This window comes from Pseudomonas marincola, from assembly GCF_900682675.2.
Lineage (GTDB): Bacteria > Pseudomonadota > Gammaproteobacteria > Pseudomonadales > Pseudomonadaceae > Aquipseudomonas > Aquipseudomonas marincola.
Genome location: NZ_LR215729.2, coordinates 1,475,114 through 1,499,676, shown reverse-complemented (window position 1 = coordinate 1,499,676; position 24,563 = coordinate 1,475,114). Strand labels below are relative to the sequence as shown.

22 protein-coding genes are annotated in these 24,563 nt (G+C 58.3%); 14 read left to right on the top strand and 8 right to left on the bottom strand.

The features are described from left to right. Positions 1-6: 6 nt before the first annotated feature. The 6 genes from PMYSY11_RS06910 to PMYSY11_RS06885 form a co-directional block, all read right to left on the bottom strand. Positions 7-1,566, bottom strand: coding sequence for a cytochrome c/ABC transporter substrate-binding protein (locus PMYSY11_RS06910; RefSeq protein ID WP_150548693.1), 1,560 nt, complete (start codon positions 1,564-1,566; stop codon positions 7-9). Positions 1,567-1,580: 14 nt separating this feature from the next. Continuing rightward, complete coding sequence (locus PMYSY11_RS06905; RefSeq protein WP_150548692.1) at positions 1,581-2,219, bottom strand: SCO family protein; 639 nt, start codon at positions 2,217-2,219, stop codon at positions 1,581-1,583. Continuing rightward, positions 2,216-2,902 (bottom strand): SCO family protein, encoded by a 687-nt coding sequence (locus PMYSY11_RS06900; protein WP_172970671.1) that lies wholly within the window; start codon positions 2,900-2,902, stop codon positions 2,216-2,218. Before PMYSY11_RS06900 ends, PMYSY11_RS06905 begins: the two co-directional genes overlap by 4 nt. Before the next feature lie 24 nt (positions 2,903-2,926). After that, positions 2,927-4,879, bottom strand: a complete 1,953-nt coding sequence (locus tag PMYSY11_RS06895) for a YncE family protein (RefSeq protein ID WP_150549663.1) — start codon at positions 4,877-4,879, stop codon at positions 2,927-2,929. Between the two features lie 103 nt (positions 4,880-4,982). Continuing rightward, positions 4,983-10,868: a manganese-oxidizing multicopper oxidase MnxG gene (gene mnxG, locus PMYSY11_RS06890; protein WP_239655544.1), complete on the bottom strand. Its 5,886-nt coding sequence runs from the start codon at positions 10,866-10,868 to the stop codon at positions 4,983-4,985. 277 nt (positions 10,869-11,145) lie between these two features. Continuing rightward, complete coding sequence (locus PMYSY11_RS06885; RefSeq protein ID WP_150548691.1) at positions 11,146-11,772, bottom strand: lytic transglycosylase domain-containing protein; 627 nt, start codon at positions 11,770-11,772, stop codon at positions 11,146-11,148. Between the two features lie 198 nt (positions 11,773-11,970). On the opposite strand from PMYSY11_RS06885, the gene gspG reads away from it, so the two are divergent. The 13 genes from gspG (at position 11,971) to PMYSY11_RS06825 (ending at position 20,974) form a co-directional block, all read left to right on the top strand. Further along, positions 11,971-12,405 (top strand): type II secretion system major pseudopilin GspG, encoded by a 435-nt coding sequence (gene gspG, locus PMYSY11_RS06880; protein WP_069901902.1) that lies wholly within the window; start codon positions 11,971-11,973, stop codon positions 12,403-12,405. A 12-nt stretch (positions 12,406-12,417) separates the two neighbouring features. Beyond that, a complete protein-coding gene (locus PMYSY11_RS06875) occupies positions 12,418-13,608 on the top strand; it encodes a type II secretion system F family protein (protein WP_150548690.1) in 1,191 nt (396 codons plus the stop codon). Between the two features lie 87 nt (positions 13,609-13,695). After that, complete coding sequence (locus PMYSY11_RS06870) at positions 13,696-15,006, top strand: MFS transporter (RefSeq protein ID WP_150548689.1); 1,311 nt, start codon at positions 13,696-13,698, stop codon at positions 15,004-15,006. Between the two features lie 251 nt (positions 15,007-15,257). After that, entirely contained in the window at positions 15,258-15,959 is a 702-nt protein-coding gene (locus PMYSY11_RS06865) for a YebC/PmpR family DNA-binding transcriptional regulator (RefSeq protein ID WP_090513361.1), read from the top strand. 198 nt (positions 15,960-16,157) lie between these two features. Continuing rightward, on the top strand, positions 16,158-16,775 hold the full coding sequence (locus tag PMYSY11_RS06860) for a hypothetical protein (RefSeq protein WP_150548688.1): 618 nt from the start codon (positions 16,158-16,160) through the stop codon (positions 16,773-16,775). 173 nt (positions 16,776-16,948) lie between these two features. Next, positions 16,949-17,215, top strand: coding sequence for a hypothetical protein (locus PMYSY11_RS06855; protein ID WP_150548687.1), 267 nt, complete (start codon positions 16,949-16,951; stop codon positions 17,213-17,215). A 107-nt stretch (positions 17,216-17,322) separates the two neighbouring features. Next, positions 17,323-17,853, top strand: coding sequence for an ankyrin repeat domain-containing protein (locus PMYSY11_RS06850; protein WP_150548686.1), 531 nt, complete (start codon positions 17,323-17,325; stop codon positions 17,851-17,853). Positions 17,854-17,985: 132 nt separating this feature from the next. Next, positions 17,986-18,318, top strand: coding sequence for a DUF2025 family protein (locus tag PMYSY11_RS06845; protein WP_150548685.1), 333 nt, complete (start codon positions 17,986-17,988; stop codon positions 18,316-18,318). 146 nt (positions 18,319-18,464) lie between these two features. After that, positions 18,465-18,596 (top strand): hypothetical protein, encoded by a 132-nt coding sequence (locus tag PMYSY11_RS21975; RefSeq protein ID WP_256547038.1) that lies wholly within the window; start codon positions 18,465-18,467, stop codon positions 18,594-18,596. 47 nt (positions 18,597-18,643) lie between these two features. After that, a complete protein-coding gene (locus PMYSY11_RS06840) occupies positions 18,644-19,051 on the top strand; it encodes a GNAT family N-acetyltransferase (RefSeq protein WP_150548684.1) in 408 nt (135 codons plus the stop codon). A 211-nt stretch (positions 19,052-19,262) separates the two neighbouring features. Then, on the top strand, positions 19,263-19,784 hold the full coding sequence (gene msrB, locus PMYSY11_RS06835) for a peptide-methionine (R)-S-oxide reductase MsrB (RefSeq protein WP_069901540.1): 522 nt from the start codon (positions 19,263-19,265) through the stop codon (positions 19,782-19,784). 2 nt (positions 19,785-19,786) lie between these two features. Continuing rightward, entirely contained in the window at positions 19,787-20,461 is a 675-nt protein-coding gene (gene msrA, locus PMYSY11_RS06830; protein WP_197737971.1) for a peptide-methionine (S)-S-oxide reductase MsrA, read from the top strand. Between the two features lie 171 nt (positions 20,462-20,632). After that, positions 20,633-20,974: a YciI family protein gene (locus PMYSY11_RS06825; protein WP_090513379.1), complete on the top strand. Its 342-nt coding sequence runs from the start codon at positions 20,633-20,635 to the stop codon at positions 20,972-20,974. A 161-nt stretch (positions 20,975-21,135) separates the two neighbouring features. On the opposite strand, the gene PMYSY11_RS06820 is transcribed toward PMYSY11_RS06825, so the two are convergent. Beyond that, positions 21,136-22,362, bottom strand: a complete 1,227-nt coding sequence (locus tag PMYSY11_RS06820) for an NADH:flavin oxidoreductase/NADH oxidase family protein (RefSeq protein ID WP_048390100.1) — start codon at positions 22,360-22,362, stop codon at positions 21,136-21,138. A 74-nt stretch (positions 22,363-22,436) separates the two neighbouring features. Further along, entirely contained in the window at positions 22,437-23,516 is a 1,080-nt protein-coding gene (locus PMYSY11_RS06815; protein ID WP_090513382.1) for a saccharopine dehydrogenase family protein, read from the bottom strand. A gap of 195 nt (positions 23,517-23,711) precedes the next feature. Between PMYSY11_RS06815 and PMYSY11_RS06810 the strand changes: the two genes are divergently transcribed. Beyond that, entirely contained in the window at positions 23,712-24,515 is an 804-nt protein-coding gene (locus tag PMYSY11_RS06810) for a type 1 glutamine amidotransferase domain-containing protein (protein ID WP_069901536.1), read from the top strand. The last annotated feature ends 48 nt before the right edge of the window (positions 24,516-24,563 follow it).

The window sequence follows — 24,563 nt, the reverse complement described above, 5'->3', positions numbered from 1 at the left end:
CGCCCTCTAAAAATCCGAATCTACCGAGATGTACTGCCCTAACGCCTGAAACCGTTGCGCCTGACTGTCGACCATGACGATATGAGCGCCCGAGGCACCCACTCGCTGGCCAGGCCCGAAGCTCAACTGGGGCGTGAGGCCGGTGCGAAAGTTGTGCAGGTTTTCCAGCGCGCTCACCAGCTTTTCCCGGCTGGCATCGCGCCCAGCGCGCTTAAGCCCCTCGCTCAGTAGCAACGCGGCACAGTAGGCACTGACTTGCAGCGCGCCATGCTGGTTGCCCAGACCGCTTTGCTCGCGAATCGCTTCAAGCGCCTTTAGCCCTTCTGGCGTCCAGTCTGATGGCACAAAGGGATACGCCAGAAACACCCGCTGACTAAAGCCTTCGGCAATCCCCAAAGCCCCGCCCGCCACCTGCGCGGAAACTGCCAACAGATAAGGGTGGCGCTCGGCCTGATTAAGCCGCGCTGATAGCTCGCTGAAGGTGTTCGATAACCCGAGGAAAAACACCGTGCTGGCATCCGCCAACTGCGCTGCCGTGTCACTGAGTCGCTCGGTTTGGTAGGCCTGTAGCTGCACGTTGGGCCAGCCATCATGCTGCAAGCGCTGCTGTAACCGTTGCGCCAGCTGTTGCTGGGACGCTTGTTGCTCATAAACAATCAATACAGTGCCAGGCGCGGGGGTGAGCGACTGGCTGGCAAACTTGCCCAGCGCCTGCAACTGCTCGACCACGCCGGGCAGAGGCGCAAATATCAAGCGGCTTTTCGGCCCTTCGGTTTTCAGCTCCAGCGGCCCAATCAGCGGCACCCCCGTGGGTTCCAGCAACTCGGCATATTGCCCATCCAGCGCGGGAGCCAAGGGCGATAACAAGGCAAACACCTGATCATCCTCAAGCAATGCGCGCAGGCCACGCTCAGCGCTCTGCCGGTCGCTGCCCGCGTCGGCCACCAGCAGTTGCAACTGGCGGCCGTGAATACCGCCGGCCTGATTAACCTGATTCACAGCACCTTCAAGCACCTCGCCGACAACCTTGCCCAGTTCGGCTAACGGGCCTTGCTGTGGCAGCAGCGTACCGATGCGCAGCACATCATTCTGCACACCGGGATCGCGTTGCTCTTCGAGACGTTTGAGGTAGGCGGTGAGATTACTCATGTCGCGCATCGACATGATGAACCGTGGCATCGCCGGGTCGAGCTTATTGCCCCCCGGATCAATCCCCTCGCTGACGGCCCGCGCCAACGATGCATCGGTATAGGCCGGGTGAGTGCGGCCATTACTGGCTAACGTGGAAAAGCCCATGGTCAGTCGACGCCAGGTAATATCTGGCGGCCGCACGCCGCCTTCCGGCCGTCCGCGTCCATCTGCACCGTGACAATTGGCGCAAGGCACAACCGCTGCCGGAACCTGCGCACCGGAGGCGCCAACCCTCGCAATGACTTCACCGCCCCCCGCGCTTATGCCTTGGGTAAAGAGTTGTTGACCCGCAGCCTCGCGCTCGGTCAGCTCCAGCGCCACGGCCAAAGTGCTGGTGAGCCAAAGGCTGCAAAGCAGCCCGATAAATTTGCCCACGGCAGGCTCCTTGTCTAACGCCCGGCAATCGGCATTGAGAGCAGCTGCAAGCGCTGAGCGATTGCATCAACCGGTGCGTCCGGGCGGATCTTGCTCCATTGCTTGTGCGCCACATCGCCCGCAATCAGTTGGGTCGAATGCTGCTCTGGGTTCTCGATAAAATGACCCAGACGCTTAAGCACCAAGTCCATATTGGCCTGCGTGCCGGTAAGGAAAACCCAGTTCGGTGAATCAGCCCCTTGCTTGCGGGCGTACTCGGCGAGCACTTCGGGGGTGTCACGCTGCGGGTCACTGGTGAGCGAGATGAAGGTGATTTTGCTGGCCTTCTCCTCGCCCATGGCCTCGCGCACTTCCCTGAGCTTGCGGGTAATCAGCGGGCAGGCGTCTTCGCAGTGGGTGAAGATCACGTTGAGCATGACAATACGGTCTTTCATCACATCGCTGTAAAACCGTACTTCCTCGCCATGCTGATTAAGCAGGACGGTATCGGTGAAGTAGGTTTGTGCATCATGCGTGCCGCTGACTTTCACCCCCTGCACGGCTGGAGTCTTGTTCTCGGCCGCGCCCTGGGCGTGGTTTTCATGGTCTTCGTGAGCCAGCGCCAGACCACTGGCCAAGGCCAGCCCTAGTGCCAGCAGCAATGCGTTTCTCATGGTTGCACTCCACTGTTGCCCGCGATGTGCTGGGCTTCGTACTCGACGCGACTGAGCTGGATTTCCTGAATTTTTGCGGCCAGCGTATTAGGGTCGGCAAAGCCGTAGAAACGTGTCCATTTACCGGTGCGGCCATCGCCCACCATGATCAGCGCCGGATGCTCCTTCAAATCAGGCGACCAGGCGCCTAATTGCTTGAGCGTGTCGGTGATCGCCTGAGGCTTGCCGGTTAGCCAGCTCCAGTTATCCCCGGCACTGTAATTTTGCGCATAACGGCGCAGCTGTTCCGGCGTGTCGCGCAACGGATCAACGCTGATCGAGACCAGCTGCACCTCTGGTCCACCGTTGGCTTGCAACTGCTTTTCGGTTTTTTTCATGATCGCTGAAACGACCGGGCACACTGTTGTGCAACTGGTGTAGATAAAGCCCATGAGCACGATCTTGTCCGCCACCAGATCCTGCTCGAGGTGCACGGTCTCGCCGTTCTGATTGAGCAGCGGCACGTCAGCGAAGGTTACGCTGGCACTCTCTTGTTTAACGGCTGCCTTTTGCGCCGCCATGTGCTCAGCATGGCCGTCCATATCATGCCCGGCGTGCTCATCCATGCTGTGCGCAAACGCCGGTGCAGCGTTCAGCGACAGCGCCAACAGACTTGCAGTAAAACCTGTGAGAAACCCTTGCATGGCTCTATCCTCATCCAGCTCTGATCAATTGCTTGCAGTGGACTGCGGTTTAACGGCTTGCACGCGCAGGCTGCTGTACGCCTGTGCGCCGAAAGGCAAGTGCAGAGAGTCAGAGCCGACATGCACGAAGTAGACACCGGCTTTACTGATTGCCAACGGCGCTTCATAAACGCCATCACCCAACTCGGTCGCGACAACCTCATGCGACTGCGACGAAGGCGCCATGAAGTAACGCACGCGCAGGTCGGTGACGCCGGTGCGCGGGCTGTTGTCCCGGCCCTGAGTGACTCTGAAGCGCGCAACGGCGGGAGCGCCAAGCGTAATGACCGGACTCTGTTTCAGGTATTCGATGCGCGCCTTGGCGTAGACTTGCTGCAACTGCGGATTGGGCTGCACGTCGGTGGTGAAACAGTGAGTCAGTTCGGGCTGATTGATCATGAAAGCAATATCCAGTGGCCCGGATGCCGGCAGCTTGATGCGTGTGCTGTACAGGCCCGGTTCAACCTCACGCAGGCTGCGGTCAACCACTGTCACCGCGCGCGCACTGTGGCCGCGATTGAGGTAGCCAAACATGGGCGCATTCATGCCTTCCATGTAGAAATAGGTGGTGTTGTCGACGGGGTTCACCACAAACACGGCATTGTCGTCCTGGCCCTGCCCCATGCTTTCAGCCAAGGGCAAATCACCGGCCAGCTTGGGCGCTGAAGGACCTGCCTCGAAGCTTTGCAGAATCGGTTTCTGGCCCTCACCCAGGCTCGACAGATTGACCATGCTCACCCGTGAAGTTGCCAGCCCGCGGATATAGGCATAAGCCTTGGTGAACACCAGTTGATAAGGCTCGGCGACAACCTCAAGCGAGTGCATGACCTTATCGCTTGCGGCATCGATCACCACGGCGCGGTCTTGCATGGTGTTGAGCACAAAACCGTAGCGCCCTTCCTGACTGAATTGCAGAGGCCCGATACCCTGGCCAACCTCGATGACTGTGCGCACTTTCAGGCTCTTGGCATCAATCACGGTGATTTCACCTTGCTTGCCGTCCGTCACATACACCGCTTGTGACAGCGGCGAATAGCTCAGCGCCAGCGGTGCAGGGCCCGTTTCGAGCGTGGCGAGCAGTTTCAGGCTGGCGATGTCGATAACACTGACGGTGCCCGATTGGCGGTTGCTGACAAAGGCGTGGCGCGAATCATCGCTGAAAGCGATCTCGTGATGGCCTTTGCCAGTGGCCAGACTCAGGGCGATTTTGCGGGTCTGCATATCAATCACCGTGACCCCGCTGCTGGCCTCATCGGCACTGTTATTGCCGACCCAGAGATAGCGCTCGTCTGGTTGCAGCGCCACCCGAAACGGCTCCACGCCCGCCGGTACGCTGGCCTCCACCTGAAACTTTTCGGTGTCGACGATTGCCACTTCACCGGCACTCGGCATGCTCACGAACAAGCGCTTGTCGTCACTGCTTACGGCCCAGTCCATGGCCGGCTTTTTCAGCATGATCACCGCCATGGTGCTGGTTATTCCGCCCAGCGAGGTGTTCGGGTCGATCACCGTGATGCTGGCATCCTTGTTCAGCACCATCAGGTAATAGCTGTTCAGGTCCATCAGCGGCTTGGCATTGAGCACGCCTTTCAAATACAGGCCAATGCGCGATTTGCACTGCATCTTCTGGCCTTCGGCTGAAATGCCGGCCTGGCCCTGATCCAACCACGCGCCTGGCGCTATGGCGGATAACGGTTGTCCGGAGGCCACATCGCTGACGCGAAATTGCACATCTGCCAGCGCGCCCTCGATCAGACCCATGCCGGGGCTGACCGGTTGCAGATTGAAGGTCACGGCGACGCCATCCCGTTCAATCCGATTGGCATCGGCAGCTTGCGCCTTAAGATCAGCTTTCGGCGCCGCGCCAGCTTGCGAGGAGGCGCGGGCTTCGCTGATGTATGCCGCGCCGCCAGCGATGGCAAACACGACCAGCAGCATGCATGAGGCTTTTCTTATATTGTCCACGGCTACTTCACTCCTTGGCCCTGCCTAATCCCCAGCTGGAACCTCCGCAAAGAGGCTCCAGCGCTGCATGCCTTGCTCAGGGAGCCGGGGTTTGATCGGGTTCATCGCTGACCCGCAAAATGCCCCACAGCCCATTGGCATTGCCCTGCCCTGCATAGTCGCGATACAGGTAGTCACCCGGGATCGCGTTACCGCCGCCGGCACTCGGGAACAGCATGCTGAAATGCGCGGCCGGCAATACGCTTTCCTGGGCACCGATAAAGGTGCTTTCCGGGTTCCAGCCAAAGCGCACGGAACCCACGCCCGGGTATTTGGTGGGGTAGCCGTACTCATCGCGGTATTCCGACTGGAACGGCGAACGTGCCCAGTCATGCCCGGTGAGCTGGAAAATACTGCCGCGGCTGCCACCGGTTGGCAGCACCACATGGGTACGGAATGGCTGGCCCGGTTTTACCCGCAGAATCGGAGTGACCGGATCGCTGCCCACCAGCGCATTGCTGTAAGCCATGTGCGCATTCAGCGTGTCGCCCCAGCCACCGCCATTGGCGCGGCCAAACGGTGCGTTGGGCGGCAGTTGCAGGCGATACCAAAGCGGCTCGGTCTGGTAGTTGATGGCCATGCCCGAGTTATCCTGCGGGTCGCCGCCGACACCAAAGCCTTCCGACGCAATATTTTCCAGCGGCCTGCCACTGGCCCAGCGCGGGTTCAGCGATTTCTGCCAGACCAGCGCAAAGTCGCGGTACGACGAACCCTCCAGTTGTTTCACCGTTGCAGCAGCGCGCATGCCCGGGTCTTCTGTCCAGGTAGCGCCTTGCGGCACGATGCTCATGGCGCCGCCGAGGCCTTTCTGGCCTTGTTTGATCGGGTCTGCCGGGGTGATGGCCAGCCCGCCAAACTCGATTGGCGTGGCGTTGATGTTATCGACCGCACGGCCGAGACGAACCAGTGGCCGGCCTTCCCGCTCAAGGTGCCCGGCGTAGAACTGATAGGTTTTAGTCGGGTACTCTGCCGCGCTCGAGGTTCTCGGCGCCACGGTCTGCACCGGGTTGATCCCGACATTGGCGCCGTCGGAACGGGTGATGTCGTAGCTCAGCAGTTGTGCGTGGATGCCAACGTGGCTCGACGGTTTGATCAGGTTATTGCTGAACGTGGTGGCGCCGTTCGAGCTGTTGCGGTCACGCTTGACCACACCCGCCATGATCGCGGTTTGCGGCAGGTCTGGCATGTCCACCGGCAAGCGGTTTTCGAGGATCACGCTGATGCACTCGCCCGCCGCGGCGCGCAATACGATCGGCTCGATTGGCACGTTGTTTTTCAGCTTGCCGTTTTTGTTCAGGTCATCCTTGCGCACATACATGATCGCGGTCGGGTCATGCAGCGGCCCGCTCTGGCCGCCAATGGTCGAGATTGTGCCATCCTCTTCGCTGATCACCGTGACTTGCGCAATGCTCACCTCGCGGGGGTTGTACACCAGCGTGCCGCCGTTGGGTTTGAGCGCGCCCCCGACATGCATGCCAGCACCTTGCGGATCATCGATGCTCAGGTTCAGCGGATTTTTGAGGATGTCGTTGGCCAGCGCCGCGACAATCTCATACTCGCGCTTGACGGTTGGCCGCTGCCCCACTCCATTCGGATTCGGGGTATAGCGCGGGCAAATACCGTCAAATGAAGAGGTGTTGCGCGCCGACACCGGATGCGGATTGTTCGGCAGGGCAAACAGATCCGTACGCGGCTCACTGTAGTTGCGCATCACACCCCACATGCCGTTCCAGTAACCTTCAATCGAGGCGTCCATCGAATACAGGTAATCACCTGTCGCACTGGCCGAACCCGAGCTCAGGGAAACCGGTGCGGCAAAGCCCATCTGCTCGGAGATACCGACCATTTGCGAGGCGCGCCATCCCGAGTTGGAGCTGCTGCCATAACCAGTCCCGGTGTGCAGCCACTTGACGCCATGCAGAGTCACGTTGTGCTCCTCTTCGTGGCCACCGGCGTGCACCCGCAGCCGCACGTTGTCGCCCGAATAGGTGCGCAGCAGCGGTGTAAACGGATCACCCGGCAGGTCGCCCGCCTTGTTGATATGCGGCGGGAACAGCGTGGTTCCGCCAGTCGGGCCCACTGCGCTGGTGATAGCGCTCGGCGCCATGTTCATGGCGGCGATGGCGCGGTCGGTACGGGTTTGCAAGGCGTACGCAAGGTCGCCTCCCAGCCCGGCAGCCTGCATGCCAGGTTTGCCATCCGGCGCCATCCGGTTCGGGTCGTAAACCCGCAGAGCCACCGGTTCGTTGCGGTAATTGACCACGAAGATTCCCGGATCATCCACCGAAATGGCTTGCGGGCAAGGCCGGCTTGGGCAGCCCGGACTCACACCGCCAGGCAACTCGACAGTCTGCTCCAACTCCGTGCTGGCAACTCCCCGTGCAGGCGGGTTGATGGCGTAGCGGAAGGTGTCTGCGGTGGCCGGATAGCTGCCCGGATTAGGCACGCCATCAGGCCCGGCGCCCACATAAACCCCGGCTTCATAGGCATGCTGGAAGTCGCTGTATTCCAGGAAGAACTCACGGAAGGTGTCGTTCGAACCGTCGCCATTGACATCGTTGGTGGCGATCACCGCCTGCCATGAAGTCGGCCCGCCATCCTGACGACCAGCGGCATACAACGGCTGGCCGGTTTCAGCGTGATACCAGGTCGAACCTGCAGGTTCGGTGAGCACGGTGGCGTAAAGACCGACCTGCTGGTGAGTCGATGGGCCAAGGTGGTCGTGGGTGAAGATATTGCCCAGACCGCGATCGACGTTGTGCACGTTGACCACCGGATCGGCGAACCAGCGCTGCATGGCCGTACGCGCGCCGATCCAGTCGGGCCGGTTGTACTGGCCGAAGAACGGGTGCGCCTTGGCAATCGGGCAGTCCGCGCTGCCGTCACGCGGATCACCGGCGTGGCAGGCATTGAACTCACGGATGGCTTCAATGCGCTCAACCACACTGGACGGGGCCAGCAAGCCGTCTTCATAGTTCCAGCCATTGGCTGAACCATCGGCAGCGGTAAGGTCCCACTTTGGCAGGTGGATATGTTGGCCGATCACATCAGTCGGGGTGCGCACCTGATAATCATCAAGTTCATAGGTGCCGGGAATCAGGTTGGTCTGCTGATACATGGTGCAGTCAAAGGTGTTCATGCGCATCACGAACGGTTCAGGCGGACGCTGCTTGTTGATCACGCCCCAGGCATCTTCCCAGAGCGCCAGCATGCGAGTTTGCGGGAAGTGATAGCCGACCTTGTTGAACACCGCATCGAACTGGATATTGGCTGCTTTGTAGAGCCGCGGCTTGTCGGCAGTAAAGGTCGAGCCGCCGGTAAAGCTCATGCCATCGAGCCGCTCACCACTGTTGAACTGGCCAATGCCGTTAGCGGCAGTCAGCCGTTTCTGATTATCGTCAATGCACGGCTCGTAGTAAGGCGCGCCGGCCACAGGCAGCGAGCCATTGGTTTTAAACACCTTGGGCACGACTTGCATATCGGCCATTACGGCAAAGCTCGGGTGGCTGGGCTTGGCGTGATAAGCCATCGCAGCCTGCTCGACATCAGTGCCCTGCTCCGGATAGAAAACCGGCTTGGCGCGGGTGATGGTTTTCGAGAAATCCAGCGCATTGGTGACCACTGTGGCCTCCCCGCCAGCGGCTTCACCTTCGAGTGAATGGCGCGGCAAGCCACCATCCCAACCTCCGGATTGGGCCGGGTCAAGATTGCTCCACAAGGCGTTACCGGTGTCGCGCAGCTGTTGCGCCAGCGTCGCGTCGAGCATGTCCAGTGGCGGGGTTGGCGGCCGCTGGCCTACGGTGCTTTCCATACCGGCAATCCAGAATGGGAAGCCCGGGTTTTTCAGATTGCCATCGGCGTTGTAGTTAGCCGGGCTGCGATCAACCAGCGCCACCGAGCCAATAATCTGGCTGTGCGCGACGTTGTCGTCATCGCCTTCATGCTCCTCGTCATCATCCGTTTCGGCCAGCAAACGCTCGCTGACTTTCGGCACCACAGCCACCTTGCCAGGCATGGGCGGCATGGCTTTACCGGGCAGTGGTACAACGGCCGGAATCGGTGTACCGGCGATTATCTCTCCGTCTGGCAGCGCCCGTGATCCGGCGGCTGGCAAGCCACTGCGCAAGGCGAAAGGCTCGCTGTGAAAACCATTCTCGCCCTGGGCCGAAACGTCGAGTACGGTGCCCTCTTCAAGCACGTCGTGAATGCGCCACATCGCCCACATGCCTTGAGCAAAGTGCGGGTAGAAATGGCAATGGTAGATGGCATCACCCGCCACCCGATTACGGTTGCCAGAACCGCCGTTGGCGATTTCGTAGGTATATCCGGCGCCCGAACCAATACCCTGCGCATCGACATAATCGGAGTCATCGTCATTCGGGTTGAACAGCCACTGATGCCCGTGCAGGTGGAAAATATGCTGTTCGGAGCCAACATGGGTGTTGCGGAATTTGACGAAATCGCCGGTGTAGCTGTGGCTTACATTTGAAGGTTCGGCCGGATACAGCGCCATGTTCGCCTTGATGCCAGTGGCTTCTGGCGGAGGGATTTCACCGGGACGAATATTTTCCAAACCAACGTTGGCCGGCACATCCACCAGCATGGCGACATCGCCCACGGTATGCGCACTGAGGAAGAACTCCTCATAGGCACAGGACAAGCAGTCATGCATCGGCCCGACGCCCAGGCGGTTAGCCACAACCTCCGCGCCCATGCCGCCCGAACCGTAGTTGATCATGAAGCTGTCGCGGGTCGGCTCCAGTACATGCTGGAACACCGGATCGGCCCAGTAACCGGGAAACGCCTGCGCGGCGGCGGCTTCATCGTGGAAAGCGCTGGCAAAGTCGCGGAACGGTTCCAGTCGGTTAGGCAGGGCCGGATTGCGCTTGCCGATGCTCTCCAGCGGGTAGGTTGCAGCCGGGAAGCTGCCGTCTGCATTTGGCCCCAGCACAATCGCATCGGCGTCGGATGAAATGATCTCGTTGTTATCAATCATCGCCAGCACCGGACGCCCGGCCTTGCCCTCGCTGGCCCAGGGTTCGCCCATTGGAAAGCGCGCCTGATAATCGACGATTGGCTGGCCGGCTGGCGTACGTCCGGTAGTGGCCAGACGCAGCTCTTCTTCGGTCACCACGTTGCGGTAAGTACGCCCGCCTTTGGGCACGACCACGACCTGGGCAAACAAACCATTGGCATTGTTGCCAGACGAAGCTTCACCGCCGAAGGTTGCCCCTTGGCTGGTGGCCACAAATGCACCTTCATGTTGTGCGTAAAGGGTGTAGGAGCGGCTGCCTCCCGGCGCAATCAGCGAGCTCTGGTTGCGCCCCACGTTGGTTGAGGTGTCGTCGATTGAATTGACCGGCTGCAGGCCGTTAACCTGAAAACCAACGTGGCGATCCGCTACCTGATCGTCAATCTTCATTGGGTTGAGCGGGTCAAACTCCGCCTCGTTGGCTTCGTTTTCTTCCTCTTCTGGCCCGTCAAATTCGCCGTCGCTGCGCGGATTGGAATGCGCGGTCAGCAGATTTTGCAGGTTGATCGTGATGCAATCACCCTCAGCCACCCGCAGAACCAGAGGCCGTGGGCGTTTATCAGGACGCAGGGTCACCTCGCCCGGCACGACCATGCCGCCCTGTGTGAGCGGCACCTGATTGGCATCGACGACATCGCTGCGCAACGCGAACATCATGCCGTTGATATTTTGCGCACCGAGACGGTTGAACATTAACGGCTGGTCGATGGCGACGATGTTGGCGACCAGATTGCGCTCACAGCTGATTGCAGCCTGAGCCGTCTGCTCGAGCCCGCCAACACCCACTGCCAGCGCGATAGCCAGCAGCGGATGGTTGAATGTAAAGGATGAGCGGCTACGACCCAGACTGCTGCCATTGTGTTGGGACTTACTCGAAAATATCCGTTTCATCTTGGCTGACCTCAAGATCGGTTCATCGTCGCCAATAGGCCTACAACCGTTGAGCAATCCCTATGCCAATAAAAAATCCGTTATTTTTCATGTACTTGTAAACCAACATCAGGTGTCTTGGGGGATTTGCCCCAGCAACCACCCCCAAAACCCCAGTTGTGCTGGCTGAAAAACAAGAACAATCCATGGCGTGGTGATTAATTAAAAAGTATTAATGAGCAGAAATGGCGCCTCCCCGGATCTGGGGAAAATCGCCCACATGCGGGCAGAGCAAGGCTTACATCGGCGCGGCTGTGACCGCCGCCTGCAAGCGCTGAAAACGTTCGAGAACAGTGGGTACGTACCGCTGGGTTTCCGGGTACGGCGGGATCACGCCGCCGCGTTTGAGCACAGCACCGGGGCCGGCATTGTAAGCAGCCAGCGCCAGCGACATATCGTCATTGAACAGGCTCATCAGGCTTTTCAGGTAGCGTGCGCCGCCGCGAATATTGGCGGCCGGATCCCATACATCGGCGACGCCCATGTCACGCGCAGTCCCCGGCATTAGCTGCATCAAACCTGCAGCGCCCTGACGTGAAAGTGCGTTGGGATCGTAGTTCGACTCGGCGCTGATAACCGCATGAATCAAGGCCTCAGGCAGCTGATTCTCACTGGCTGCAGCGCTCACTAAGGCGTTGTATTGCTCACCGCTGGCGCGCATAACGGTGGCCGCTGGGGCCGCCGGTTTGGCCAGCTCGATCTTGGGTTCTCGAGCCACCCGCTGGTAGTTCGAATTGGCTTTATAGATGTTGGTCAGAGTAATGCTGCCGTCCTTATCGGTGACCATGTAGACGTCTGCCTGCGCCCCTTGAATGCTGATACCAACCCACAGCACGAACCCTGCAAACCAGCCGACATTGCTCATATTTCACCCTCCGTTGCGAGCCATAAGCAGCGCGCCCCACAAGCCGCGATTGCTCACTTGCAGCGACGCTACACGCAAAGCACGTGCCGAAATCGCCGCAACCAACCACAAGCCACTGCGCTTGCACGCCTCTTGCATAGCTGCACAAAAGCGTTTGCACATGCACCCAACTTCAATGGGTAAAGGGAGATCGCAATGATGAAACGGGATACTAATTTCCGGCCTGCTCGCACCCAGGGTTTCACGCTGCTGGAACTGCTGGTGGTGTTGGTGGTTCTCGGGCTGCTTGCCGGCATTGTGGCGCCTAAATACTTCAGCCAGCTGGGACGTTCCGAGGTCAAGGTAGCCAAGACCCAGATTGAGGGGCTGGGCAAGGCGCTGGATATTTACCGGCTTGAAACCGGCCACTACCCCACGACTGAACAAGGCCTGGCAGCGCTCAATGTTGCCCCCAGCGACGAGCCGAAATGGGCCGGACCTTACCTGCACAAAGGCATCCCGCAAGATCCCTGGGGCCGGGATTACGTGTACCGCTCGCCCGGCGAAAATGGTGAGTTCGACCTGCTCTCAATGGGCAAGGATGGCCAGCCCGGCGGCGAAGGTGATAACGCTGAAATAACCAGCTGGCAATAGCAGGCGACGATCATGCGCATTCTGGTTAAAGGTGTCGGCAAGCAAGCGACCATCATCTCGCAAGTCTTCGAGGCGCCGAGCCTGCTGGATGCACGCAGGCTGGCGGAGGAGCAAGGCATCAAGGTTCTCGCCGTGCGCGGCGAACAACGCCTGCGCCTGCCCGGCCTTAAACCGCGAGAGAGTTTTTCCTTGCTGTTGTTCAGTCAGGAACTGACGACGCTGCTCAATGCGGGACTGGCCCTGATCGATGCGCTGGAAAGCCTCGCCGAGAAGGAATCGGCGCCACAGGCACGGCGCATTCTGAATGATCTGGTGCGCCTGCTTTATGAGGGCAAGTCACTGTCGCAGGCACTCGCCCAGTTTCCCGAGGTTTTCCCATCCTTGTACGTCGCGCTGGTTCAGTCCAGCGAGAAAACCGGAGCGGTGGGTGAAGCATTAGGCCGCTATGTGTCTTATCGCAGCCGCATGGATGAAGTTCGGCAGAAAGTGATCAGCGCATCGATTTATCCGGCCCTGTTGTTCATTGTCGGCTGCGGGGTTTTACTGTTTTTGATCGGCTATGTGGTGCCGCGCTTCAGTCTGGTGTTCGAAAGCGTTGGCAGCAACATGCCCTGGCTCTCGCAAGCGCTGCTCAGGTCCGGGCAGTTTTTGCACGAGCATCAAAGCGCGTTGATCAGTGCGTCATTGGCGCTTTTGCTACTGAGCGTTTTTTTACTGCGTCAGGACCGTGTACGACTAGCGCTCAGTCGCCTGATTGAGCGAGTACCGACAATCCGCAATCGCATCTTCATTTATGAGCTGGCGCGCTTTTACCGCTCGCTGGGAATACTGCTGCAAGGCGGGATTCCAATCCTCACGGCAATGGCCATGGTGCGCGGTTTGCTCGGCGTCAGTTCAAAGGTCAGGCTCGACCACGCCAGCGAACAAATCCGTGAGGGCCATTCGTTGTCGAGTGCTTTCGAGAACAATCAGCTGTCTACACCGGTGTCCATTCGCATGCTTCGCGCGGGCGAGCAGTCGGGCAATCTCGGGGAAATGATGGAGCGAACCGCGAACTTCTATGACGAGGAAACGGGCCGCTGGATAGAGTGGTTCGTGCGTTTGTTCGAGCCGATTCTGATGACATTTATCGGCCTGATCATCGGCGTTATCGTGATTCTCATGTACATCCCGATTTTCGAGCTGGCCTCGAGCATCCAGTGAAAATCAGCCGCTCAAACCAGACTCTGATTGACCCCACCAACAGAAAACCGGCAGCCTTGCAGCCAAATGACGGGCAACAGGCTGCCAATGAACAAGTCCACAGTAAGCGAAGACATCTACTCCAAGCTGGTCAACGAAGAAGACGCGCGCGTTTGCAGCGAGATCAGCGAAAGCCAATGCAGCAACCTTCCGGCAAATTTTTTGCTGATGGTGATCAGCCACTTTTTCTCCAAACTCGGTGACGCGCTCGCCAGCCCCAAGGTGGTTTTGCCCTGGGTGATGCAAAGCATCAATGCACCGCTGTACCTGATCGGTTTTTTGGTACCGATTCGCGAATCCGGCTCACTGATCCCGCAACTGTTGATTGCCAGCTACATTCGCCGGGTGCAAGTGCGCAAGTGGATCTGGGTCGCGGGGAGCCTGATTCAGGCGGCCGCGATCAGCAGTATTGGTCTGGTGGCATGGCAGCTCGAAGGCAGTTCCGCTGGTTGGTCGATTATTGCCCTGATAACTCTGTTCAGTCTGGCGCGCGGCCTGTGCTCGGTCGCCTCAAAAGATGTGATTGGCAAGACCATCCCGAAAACCCGCCGTGGCCAGGTCAATGGCTGGTCGGCCAGTGCCGCAGGTTTGGTCACGGTTGGCGTGGCTGGCGTCTTGCTGCTCAGCGGCGAAAGCCAGCCGACCACGCTGATGTATGCCCTGCTCATCGGCGGTGCAGGCTTGCTCTGGATTATTGCCGCGCTGTTTTATGCACAGATAAAGGAGCAGCCCGGGGCAACGGAAGGCGGTGGTAATGCATTGCGCGAAGCCATCCAGCGCTTATCGATTATGCGCGACGACAAACCCTTCCGGCGTTTTGTAATCACCCGTTCACTGTTGCTCTGCTCGGCACTGAGCGCGCCCTACTACGTGGTTCTGGGGCAAAAAAATATCGGCACCGCCGCCTCGCTATTGGGACTGTTCATGCTCGCCAGCGGCGCTGCGAGCTTGTTTTCGGCACCGATTTGGGGGCGTTTTGCCGATGTCTCGAGCCGGCAAGTAATGATCATCGCGGCGCTGATGACCTCAGCACTGGGCCTGGCTGTTTATCTGTTGCAAACCCTGCACAGCGACTGGCTGGCTGTAAGCTGGGTACTGCCAGCGCTGTACTTCATGCTCAGCATCGCCCATCAGGGTGTGCGCATTGGCCGCAAGACCTACGTTGTGGACTTGGCCGAAGGCAACAAACGCACCGATTACGTTGCTGTCAGCAACACCTTGATAGGCCTGATTCTGCTGCTGATGGGCTTTCTGGGCGCACTCGGCGCAGTGCTCGATGTGAGTGAAATCATCTTGCTGCTTTCAGTGCTCGGCGCCATTGGCGCGGCCATGGCCATGACCCTGCCACAAGCCGAATAAACCAGCGCGCAGGTCGGCGCAAACCCTCGGAATAGAAGGCTTGCGCACCGTTGATGCGGACAAAATCAACCCGTCCGCCGCGTTGACAAAGACTAGTAATGCATAATTTGCCGCGCTTTTAGAGTGCCATCGGCGGCCGAAGGGATTAAAATACGCGTTTTCGTCGCGCGCGCGTATTAATGCCTCGGCCCTGAGCCTTGAGGTTACCGGCCGCGCCTAATCTTCATTCATTTAGAGCAAGAGAATCAGCCATGGGTGCACAGTGGAAAGCCAAGCCTAAAGAAGCCGCGGCGAATGCCAGGGGAAAAATTTTCGGGCGTCTGGTCAAAGAGATCATGATTGCTGCGCGTAACGGCGCTGATCCGGACACCAACCCCAAGCTGCGTCTGGCGATCCATCAGGCCAAGAAAGCCTCGATGCCCAAGGAAACGCTCGAACGTGCGATCAAGAAAGGCGCGGGCCTGCTGGGTGACACCATCAGCTACGAAAAAACCACCTACGAAGGTTTTGCACCGCATCGCGTGCCGGTCATCGTCGAATGCCTGACCGACAACGTAAACCGCACCGTTGCCGAAATCCGCGTACTGTTCCGTAAAGGCCAGCTTGGCGCATCCGGCTCCGTGGCCTGGGATTTTGACTATCTGGGCCTGGTCGAAGCCTCGCCAGCATCCGATGACGCGGATGCCGAATTGGCAGCCATCGAAGCCGGTGCTCAGGACTTCGAAGATGCCGAAGAAGGCGCCACTCTGTTCATGACAGACCCAACCGACATGGACACTGTGTGCAAAGCCCTGCCTGAATTTGGCTTCACCGTGAACTCGGCGGTGCTCGGCTACCGCGCCAAGAATCCGGTCACGGTCAGCGGCACGGAGCTGGAAGAAGTTGAAGCGTTTCTTGAAGCCCTCGACGGCCACGACGACGTACAGAACGTTTACGTCGGTTTAGCGGTCTGATCACTGCAAACAACCCTAATACGGCGCAGTAACCCGTACTTCCCGATCATCCTGTCGGCGCATACCCAACAGGATGGGGACTAGGTTGTAATCATCAGCGCGTGTTCCTGCGCTAAGCGCTGCTGGCCTGCACGGTAATTTCACCGTGCAGCAAGGCTGGCATGCATACATGGACGTATGCTCAAAAGGAGTTCTACCTTGCGTAACGTCATTCTTATTGCCGCGTGCCTGCTGGTCGGCGCCTGCAGCAGCCCTGCCCACAACGACCATCCGCAACGGCTTGTCGACGGCAGCAACCCGATTGCCAAAAGCAATATCGAAGCCATCCACAACGCCGATGTGATCCCGCTGCCGCTGCATACCGATGCAACCGACTCCATCTGGAAAATTGGCGAAGAGCAACCGCGCATGGACTTCGGCAGCTCAATCTCGAACTACCGGGTCTTCTCGATCAAGCTCAAACAAGGCGAACACTACAACCTCAACGTCAGCTCCAGCTGCCTTGATGACTGCCTTGGCGTGAGCAAGTATGCGCTGAAACCAAGAGCCATGCTGATGGATGCATACGGCATTGTGATTGCGGGCAAGCCCTCTCGCGCCGCCAGCGAAGTCGGTTCAGTGTCTTTGGGCTGGGAAGGCGAAGCCCCTGAAGACGGCACTTACTACCTGTTGGTTGCCGCCGACAACGAAGACACCGGCAAAGCCATTGTCATCGACAACATCTGGCTGAACAATTCACCGCTGATGTCCGTTCAGGTTGGCATGAACAGCCCATCATTCAGTGAAATGAACGCCTACGCGACTGAAAGCAACTAAGACGCCCCGCCGTACTTCAACGTGGCCCCAAACCTTGGGGCCACGCGACATTCCCCCCTGAATCTGCAGCATCGGCCTGACGATAATCACTATCATGGCTAATGATTTCTGCCGCCCACAGTTTCTCAATACGCTAAGCGCACTAAAAGAAGCTATTGACGCCTGGGTGCCCAATGAAACGTATCGTGACTATCGCCTTGCTGGCATTAACCGTGTTGCTTGCTGGTTGTTCGTCTCAGCCAGAAAAGGTCGAGCGCGCCTATACCGATGCCGAGATCAAAGAGTTTGCGCTGGAGATGCTCAGCCGCAGCGGCCTGCCTTATGAAGAGTATGAAAAGCTGCGCCGGGCCATCGAGAACCCGCAGCACCGCATGAGCAGAACCAGCCGCGAACTCGATGCACTGCGTGATAGCGCCACACGCGGCGAATCACGCAGCTAGCCGCGCAACCTTGCCAATGCCTCTGTGCATCGGGGCGATGGATAAAGCCAATTAACCACCGGCCGCATTGCGCGTTATCCTCAACGCATCAACTTGAGGGAACGCACATGAACAACGACGCCGCCAACACCGATAACGCAGCCGAACTGGATGACCAGACCCTGGCATTCGCCGAGCGGGTATTCGATCTCGCCCGCCACGGTGACACGCAAACGCTGGCCGAGATGCTGGCTCAGGGCCTACCCGTCAACTTGCGCAACCACAAAGGTGACAGCCTGCTGATGCTGGCCTGTTATCACGGCCACTTGGAAACTGCGCAGCTGTTGCTAAATCATCAGGCTGATCCGGAGCAGCGCAACCTCAATGGTCAGTCGCCACTTGCCGGGGTGATTTTCAAAGCCGACATGGCGATGATGACGCTGCTGCTCGACCACGGCGCCGATGTTGAGAGCCCGACCAGCGACGGCAAAACGGCCTTGATGATGGCCGCCATGTTCAACAACATCCCGGCCATTGAACTGCTGATTAGCCGCGGCGCCAATCCGCTGAGAGCCGACGACAGCGGGACAACCGCCCTGCAAGTCGCCCAACGCATGGGTGCAACCCAAGCCGCAGAGGCTCTGGCTGGCAAAGCCTGAAACGCACTAATGAACCTCGCCGGTGCAGCCTATTGATCCGGAGCAATATCACTGGCGCGCCGACGCCTTAGCCTTGTGCGCTTGCTGCTGCGCGGCAGCAGACACCCTTTCGGCTAATGGCGAGGCATCACAATGAGCATCACATCAAGCAGCATTTGCGCGGCAGCGGATCAACTGCAGGGTTTTGTCGGCTTCAACCGCAAAACCTCAGCCTATATCGTTCGGTTCAGCGAAGATGCCTTCGGCATGGACATCCCGGACGACAGCATCACCCCAACCCATGAGTTTGTCTGGCAAGCGCTTACCGGTGGGGTTATGCAGCTCAAGCGCGAGCGCCTGCAAATGCTCCTCGACTTGCACCTCGACGACCGGATCAACATCACTGAACCCTTACGGGTGTATCTCAGTCGCGAAGACCTGCCTGAAATCAGCGCACAGCGGCATATCTGCAAGAGCAATGGCTGAAATCTGCTGAAAGCCCCCAACACTCAAGCCGGCAGTGGCCTAGACTGAACAGTGATCCTCATGCAAATCAGGAGGTGCAGATGCCGCACGACTGCATGGCAACACCGAGCCACTATTCAACCATTTGAATTGCCGAGGTGAGTATCATGAGTAAAAGTCTCGATGCGAAAAAGCAGGCGAAGAAAAAGCCGCTGAAAACCGCACACGAAAAACGCCTGGCCAAAAAGCAACGCCATTCCGGCACCACACTGCTGGGTAATCACTCCCCGAATCAATAAGCCTGTTTACCTGTGCGGGCAAAGGCTCGCACAGGTAATATCCGCGCATGAAACCGCCGCACATTCGTTGCCTACCCACCGCATTAACGCCTCTGGCCGACAAATTCTATCGCGCCCAGCGCTCGCCCATGCGCACCAAGCAAGCAGATCAGGTTTGGGTCGCCGAGAGCGACGAGATTGTTGGCGCGCTGTGTTTACGCACGGTCGCCGACGGCTTCTGGCTGACCAGCCTGTTGGTCGCAGCAACCCGGCGCAATCAGGGAATCGCCAGCCACTTGCTGGATCGCGCTTTGGCTGAGGTTGAGGCACCCGTCTGGTTATTCTGCGGCCCGGCGCTGGCCGATTTTTATGCCCGATTACACTTCAAGCCAGCAGCCGACCTCCCTGTGGAACTGGCCGAGCGACTGAGTCGCTACCAGCGCACCAAGTCACTCATCGCCCTGCGCTACCGCTAATCACAGCGCCATGCTTTCCACCTGAGGCGAGATGCAGCGCAACTCATCTCAGGCGTCGGTTATATTGAGCCTATGCCCGCGCCGTCGAACGCTAAAATCACGGTTGGACGAGCATATCTGCCCTGAAAATCATAAATTCTCGGCATGAAGGCCCTGTAACATTTACCCAAAAGTCTCGTCTATTAACCAAGCCCTCAATGAGACTGCAGTCATGAAGCGACGTGCACTGATCCAATCCATTGCGCTACTGCCCGCTGTGTCCCTGCTCGGCAATTTCGCGCAGGCGGCCGAAACCGATCCGGCCAGAACGCCGACCGTGAAAATGCTCGATAAAGACCATGAACAATGGCGCGAGCAGGTTTCTGCCGAAGCCTACGATGTGCTGTTTGAGGAAAACACCGAACGCCCCGGCAGCAGCCCGCTGAACCATGAAGAGCGTGAGGGCACATATATCTGCGCTGCCTGCTATTTGCCGCTGTTTGAGAGCAGCAACAAATTCGACAGCGGCACCGGCTGGCCGAGCTTTACCCAGCCGATAGCAGGCCACATGGCCACCAAACGCGACTTCAAATTGATACTCCCGCGCACCGAATATCACTGCGCGCGCTGCGAAGGTCATCAAGGTCACGTATTCGATGACGGACCGCCGCCGCGTGGCGAGCGCTGGTGCAATAACGGCCTGGCACTGAAATTCATCGTCGCGGGCGAAACCTTACCGCCACTCAGGAGCTGAACATGACTCTGTCGCTAACGCATTGCTGCAAACCCATCGCAGGCACCCTGCTGTGGGCTGCATTAAGCACTGTATTGATGGCTTGCGGCGCGGGCTCTTCACAAGCCGAGCAAGCGGCTGAGCCCGTGACCAATGCCGCGCCTGCCGAGTTTCAGGGCAAAGCCGTGTTTGCTGGCGGCTGCTTCTGGTGCACCGAGTCCGACTTCGACAAGATGCCTGGCGTTATCTCGACCACATCTGGCTACACCGGCGGTGAGGTGAAGAACCCAACCTACGAGCAAGTTTCAGCCGGCGGCACCGGGCACATTGAATCGGTGCAGGTGGTCTACGACACCCGCAAAACCAGCTACGCCAAGTTGCTCGAAGCATTCTGGCCAACCATTGACCCGATCACTGCCAACGCTCAGTTCTGTGACCATGGCACCCAGTACCGCAGTGCGATCTTCTACGCCAACGAGAAGGAGAAGGAACTAGCAGTTGCCTCCAAGGAAGCGCTGGACGCATCGGGGCGATTCAAGCAACCCGTAGTTACCGAAATTCTTCCCGCCACCACCTTCTATCCGGCCGAGGAATACCATCAGAACTACCACAGCAAAAATCCCCTGCGCTACAACTACTACCGCAGCGGCTGCGGCCGTGATGACCGCCTGGAACAACTGTGGGGGAAGAAAGGCTGAGGGTTGAATCGCCCAAAGCCGTGTAGGCATCTATGCTATCTACCTTGAGCGCCCCAACCTTGCAACCAATGCAGTTGCAAGGTTGAGGCCTGAAGCCAAGCAACTGAACCGATAATTAAAGCGTCAGGCTGCATAGGACTTACGGCCTGCATCACCACGAGTAGATACATCATGTCCAAGTATCTGATTTCGTTTCCGAGCGCCGCAATGGTTGTCCCGGAAGGTGAGTGGGAAGCCGTGACCCGGGATTCGCACGCGGTGATTCAAGAGGCGAAAGCCGCCGGTGTTTACGTATTCGCTGGCGGTATCAACGATGCTGAACCCACCCTGCTCGTCTCAGCCGACGGCTCGACCACAATCGGCGGCTATCCAGAAGCACCAGCACTAAACGGCGGCTTCGCCGTGCTCGAATTGCCCTCCCGCGACGCTGCCATCAAATGGGCCGCACGTCTCGCCCAAGCTTGTCGATGCGACCAGGAACTGCGCGTGTTTGGGTTTGATCCAGAATCTTGATATTTGATCGTAGAACCGTGCCATGCCACGGTTTGAAGCTGTAGATTTCTAGCCAGCTGCTGGATGCGACTGGCAGGAACCGGCCAAAAGCGGACGCTCCTGCTAGTAATGACCGATACGACAAAACTTAGCTCTTCAAACACAAAACTTACCGGCGCACATCAAACGGTTTCCACCCACCGTCGATATTGACGAGTGCGAAGTGCCATACCGAGCTGTTGCAGGATAAGCGCACGCAGCGGTGAAACGTTCGGATCGGGCTTTTTCGCGCGACTCAGCTTGCGCAACTGAAACTTCACTACCGCCATGTTTGCCAAGGATGCGATGGCTTTATTTTTCCAGGTAATCGGCGGCAATTGCGGAGCATTGTCTTTGCCCAGCAGCCAGTCCCGAGGCAAGTTGGGATCGATGGCTAACGCTGTTCCGATCCCAACCATATTAACGCCGCTCTGCACGACGTTTTCCGCCACCGCGCGGCGACGTATACCACCGGTCACCATTACCGGCATTCTGGCAACTGTTTGGATATCACGGGCGAACTCGACGAAGTAGGCTTCGCGAGCCAGCGTGCGACCATCGCGCGCCTCCCCCTGCATAGCGGGCGCTTCATAACTGCCTCCGGATAATTCCACCAAATCCACACCAAGGCCATTGAGCAGCTCAACGACCTTCTTCGCATCATCGGCGGTAAACCCTCCCCGCTGGAAATCGGCGGAGTTGAGCTTGACCGCCACTGCGAAATCCGCAGAAACCACAGCCCTGACCGCCTTGACGATTTCGAGTAACAGGCGCGCCCGATTTTCTAGGGAACCGCCCCATTCGTCCGTCCTTTGGTTGGTCAACGGCGAAAGGAACTGGCTCAACAAATAGCCATGGGCAGCGTGGATTTCCACGCCGGTGAATCCGGCTTGTTCGCCGAGGCGCGCGGTGTTCGCAAAGCGTTGGATAACTTCCTTAATCACGCCGGAGGTCATCGCGTGAGGCATGGCGAAACGCTTGGACAGTTTGCCCAAATCCAGCGGCACGGCCGACGGTGCCCATGTTTTTTGCCCAAGATTGGACTGCATCTGCCGCCCTGGGTGGTTGATCTGCAACCAGAACTGCGCACCGCCGGATCGACCAATACGTGCCCAACGCTTGAACTTGGCCAGTTGCTGATCGTCCTGCAAAACTACGCCACCCGGTCCGGTCATGGCGCGGCCGTCGACCATCACGTTGCCGGTGATGATCAGGCCTGCACCACCATCGGCCCACGCTTGGTAGAGACGCATCAGTTCTTCGGAGGGTGCCTGATCGGCGTCCGCCATGTTCTCTTCCATGGCGGCTTTGGCGATTCGGTTCTTGATAGACGAACCGTTTGGAAGCATCAGGGTGTCGAACACATTCATGGGGCAGTCCTCAACTGGATATGAGGCTACCTTAAGATTGAAGTCAACTTTAAGGTCAACATCTTTTTTCCGAATCATTCGATGTTCATCGCGCCAGATCCTGGCAATTGCGTCACCAGCTCAGCACCTAACAACAGTGCGGGTGTGTAAGCCCCGCCAGTCGGACGCATTTGCAACAGGTAATCAACCACCGCCAATGCAGCGTCGATGGTCAGGCTGTAGACGTTCGCGGTATGCAGGCGCGCGGTTCTGCACTCACCGCGGGCGTTGCGAGCCTCGCCCCAAACATAGGTGCCTTGATCTGCGCGTTTTTCCTGATCTGGGCCGACCACGGTTTTTCCAATTCGTGCTTTGAGCAACCGCTGCACGAACGACAAACCCAGCAACGGACGAATCCAATTAGCAAACCGGGCGCAGCGGATCATGCCTGCGGAACCAGGGATGAAAACTTCGATGTTGGCAATACCGGTGGTGTGCCAAGCAGTGGAAACGTCGCCCCATGGAATAGTCATTGCCAGCTTTTCTCCGGCACCAAAGTCGATGCGACGCACTCGGTAGGCCAGCGGCACCGAGGTGATTTTGCCGTCACGGCGAACCTTGCCACCCTGCGCCATACCCTCAATTGAAGTCTTAGCAGTACCGGGCGAAAAACTTGAGCGCGAATCAAAACCCAATGCCAGATGCGTAGCATCCGGCATCGCATTTTTCAATGCAGCGGCTACACAGTCCGTAGGGACCACATCGAAACCGACGCCTGGGCAAATGACCACGCCCGCCGCCCGCGCACGTTCATTCAGGGATTGAGCGTGCTCGAATACGGCAATCTCGCCGGTGATATCCAAATAATGTGCATTGGCACGCAAGCATGCTTCCATCATCGGAACGGCGGTCGCTGAGAACGGCCCTGCACAATGCAGAACCAAGCCATGGCCTTTGATCTGAGCAAGTAAACGTACTTCGTCTTCGAGTCCAAACACCCGAGCCTCAAGACCCAACTCCCGAGCCAGGGCTTCAACTTTGTCTCGGCTACGTCCCGCCAGTACAGGTTTAAGCCCACGTTTTACAGCATCACGAGCGATCAACTCGCCGGTGTAGCCGTTGGCTCCATAAATCATCCATTTCATTTGCGTATCAAAGTTGTCTAGCTGACTCATGCATGGCTCCCGAGTGGATTAGTGACGAGCGTTATTGCCTTGCTCATTGAGCATCAGACGCTAGCGTTAAAGTCAGGTTGAGGGTCAAGTTGAAGCGAGCAGCTACCAGTGGAAATTATTTGCAGAGGCGGGGGTTGACCTTAAAGCGAGGTTTAAGGTTAGCATGCGCCGACCTGCTTGATTGATGGAACCCGGATGATGCTCAAGACCTTTGTTTCTTATGCGTTGGTACTGATAGGTAGCGCTTTCATGACATTTGCAAATGCTGACACCGCCCCTTCCACAATGACTGCCAAAAATCGCCAAATTCTGGTGATTCTGACCAACCACTCCAGCTATCCCTCACGAACCGATACGACGGGGTTGTGGCTGACTGAGCTGACGCATTTCACCGACGTAGTGGAGGCAGCTGGCTACAGCACAGTTTTTGCCAGTCCCAAAGGCGGTGCGGTGCCTCTAGATGAGCGCAGCCTCGGTTGGTTGTACATGGACAAGGCCGCCCGAGAGCATTTGCAGTCCCCTGCCTTTCGCGCTCGCCTGCAAAACACACTGCCGATCGCCGATGTCGATCCGTCCCAGTTCAGCGTCATCTACTTCACCGGGGGCCATGGGGTGATGTGGGACTTCCCCAATAATCCTGACCTGCGGCGTGTCGCCGAAACCATCTACAACCAAGGTGGCATCGTCTCCGCAGTCTGCCATGGCGTAGCGGGTCTGTTGGATCTGAAGGATGAACAAGGCCAATTGATCATCAAGGGTAAGAACATCACCGGTTTCTCTGATCGCGAAGAACTGCTCTCTGGCATGAAAAGCCAGGTGCCCTTCTTCCTTGAGGACAAGTTGGTGAGCCAAGGGGCGCGGTACCGCAAAGGCTGGCTGCCATTCACGTCATTCGCCATCACTGATGGAAGGCTTGTCACCGGCCAAAACCCTCAATCGCCCAAAGCCGTAGCTGAAGCCGTGATGGCGGTGCTCTCAGGCGACAACGTAGCTCGCTGAACCCTCAAGTAGTTCCCACCACCCGGAGAAAGACCGATTGAAACTCGC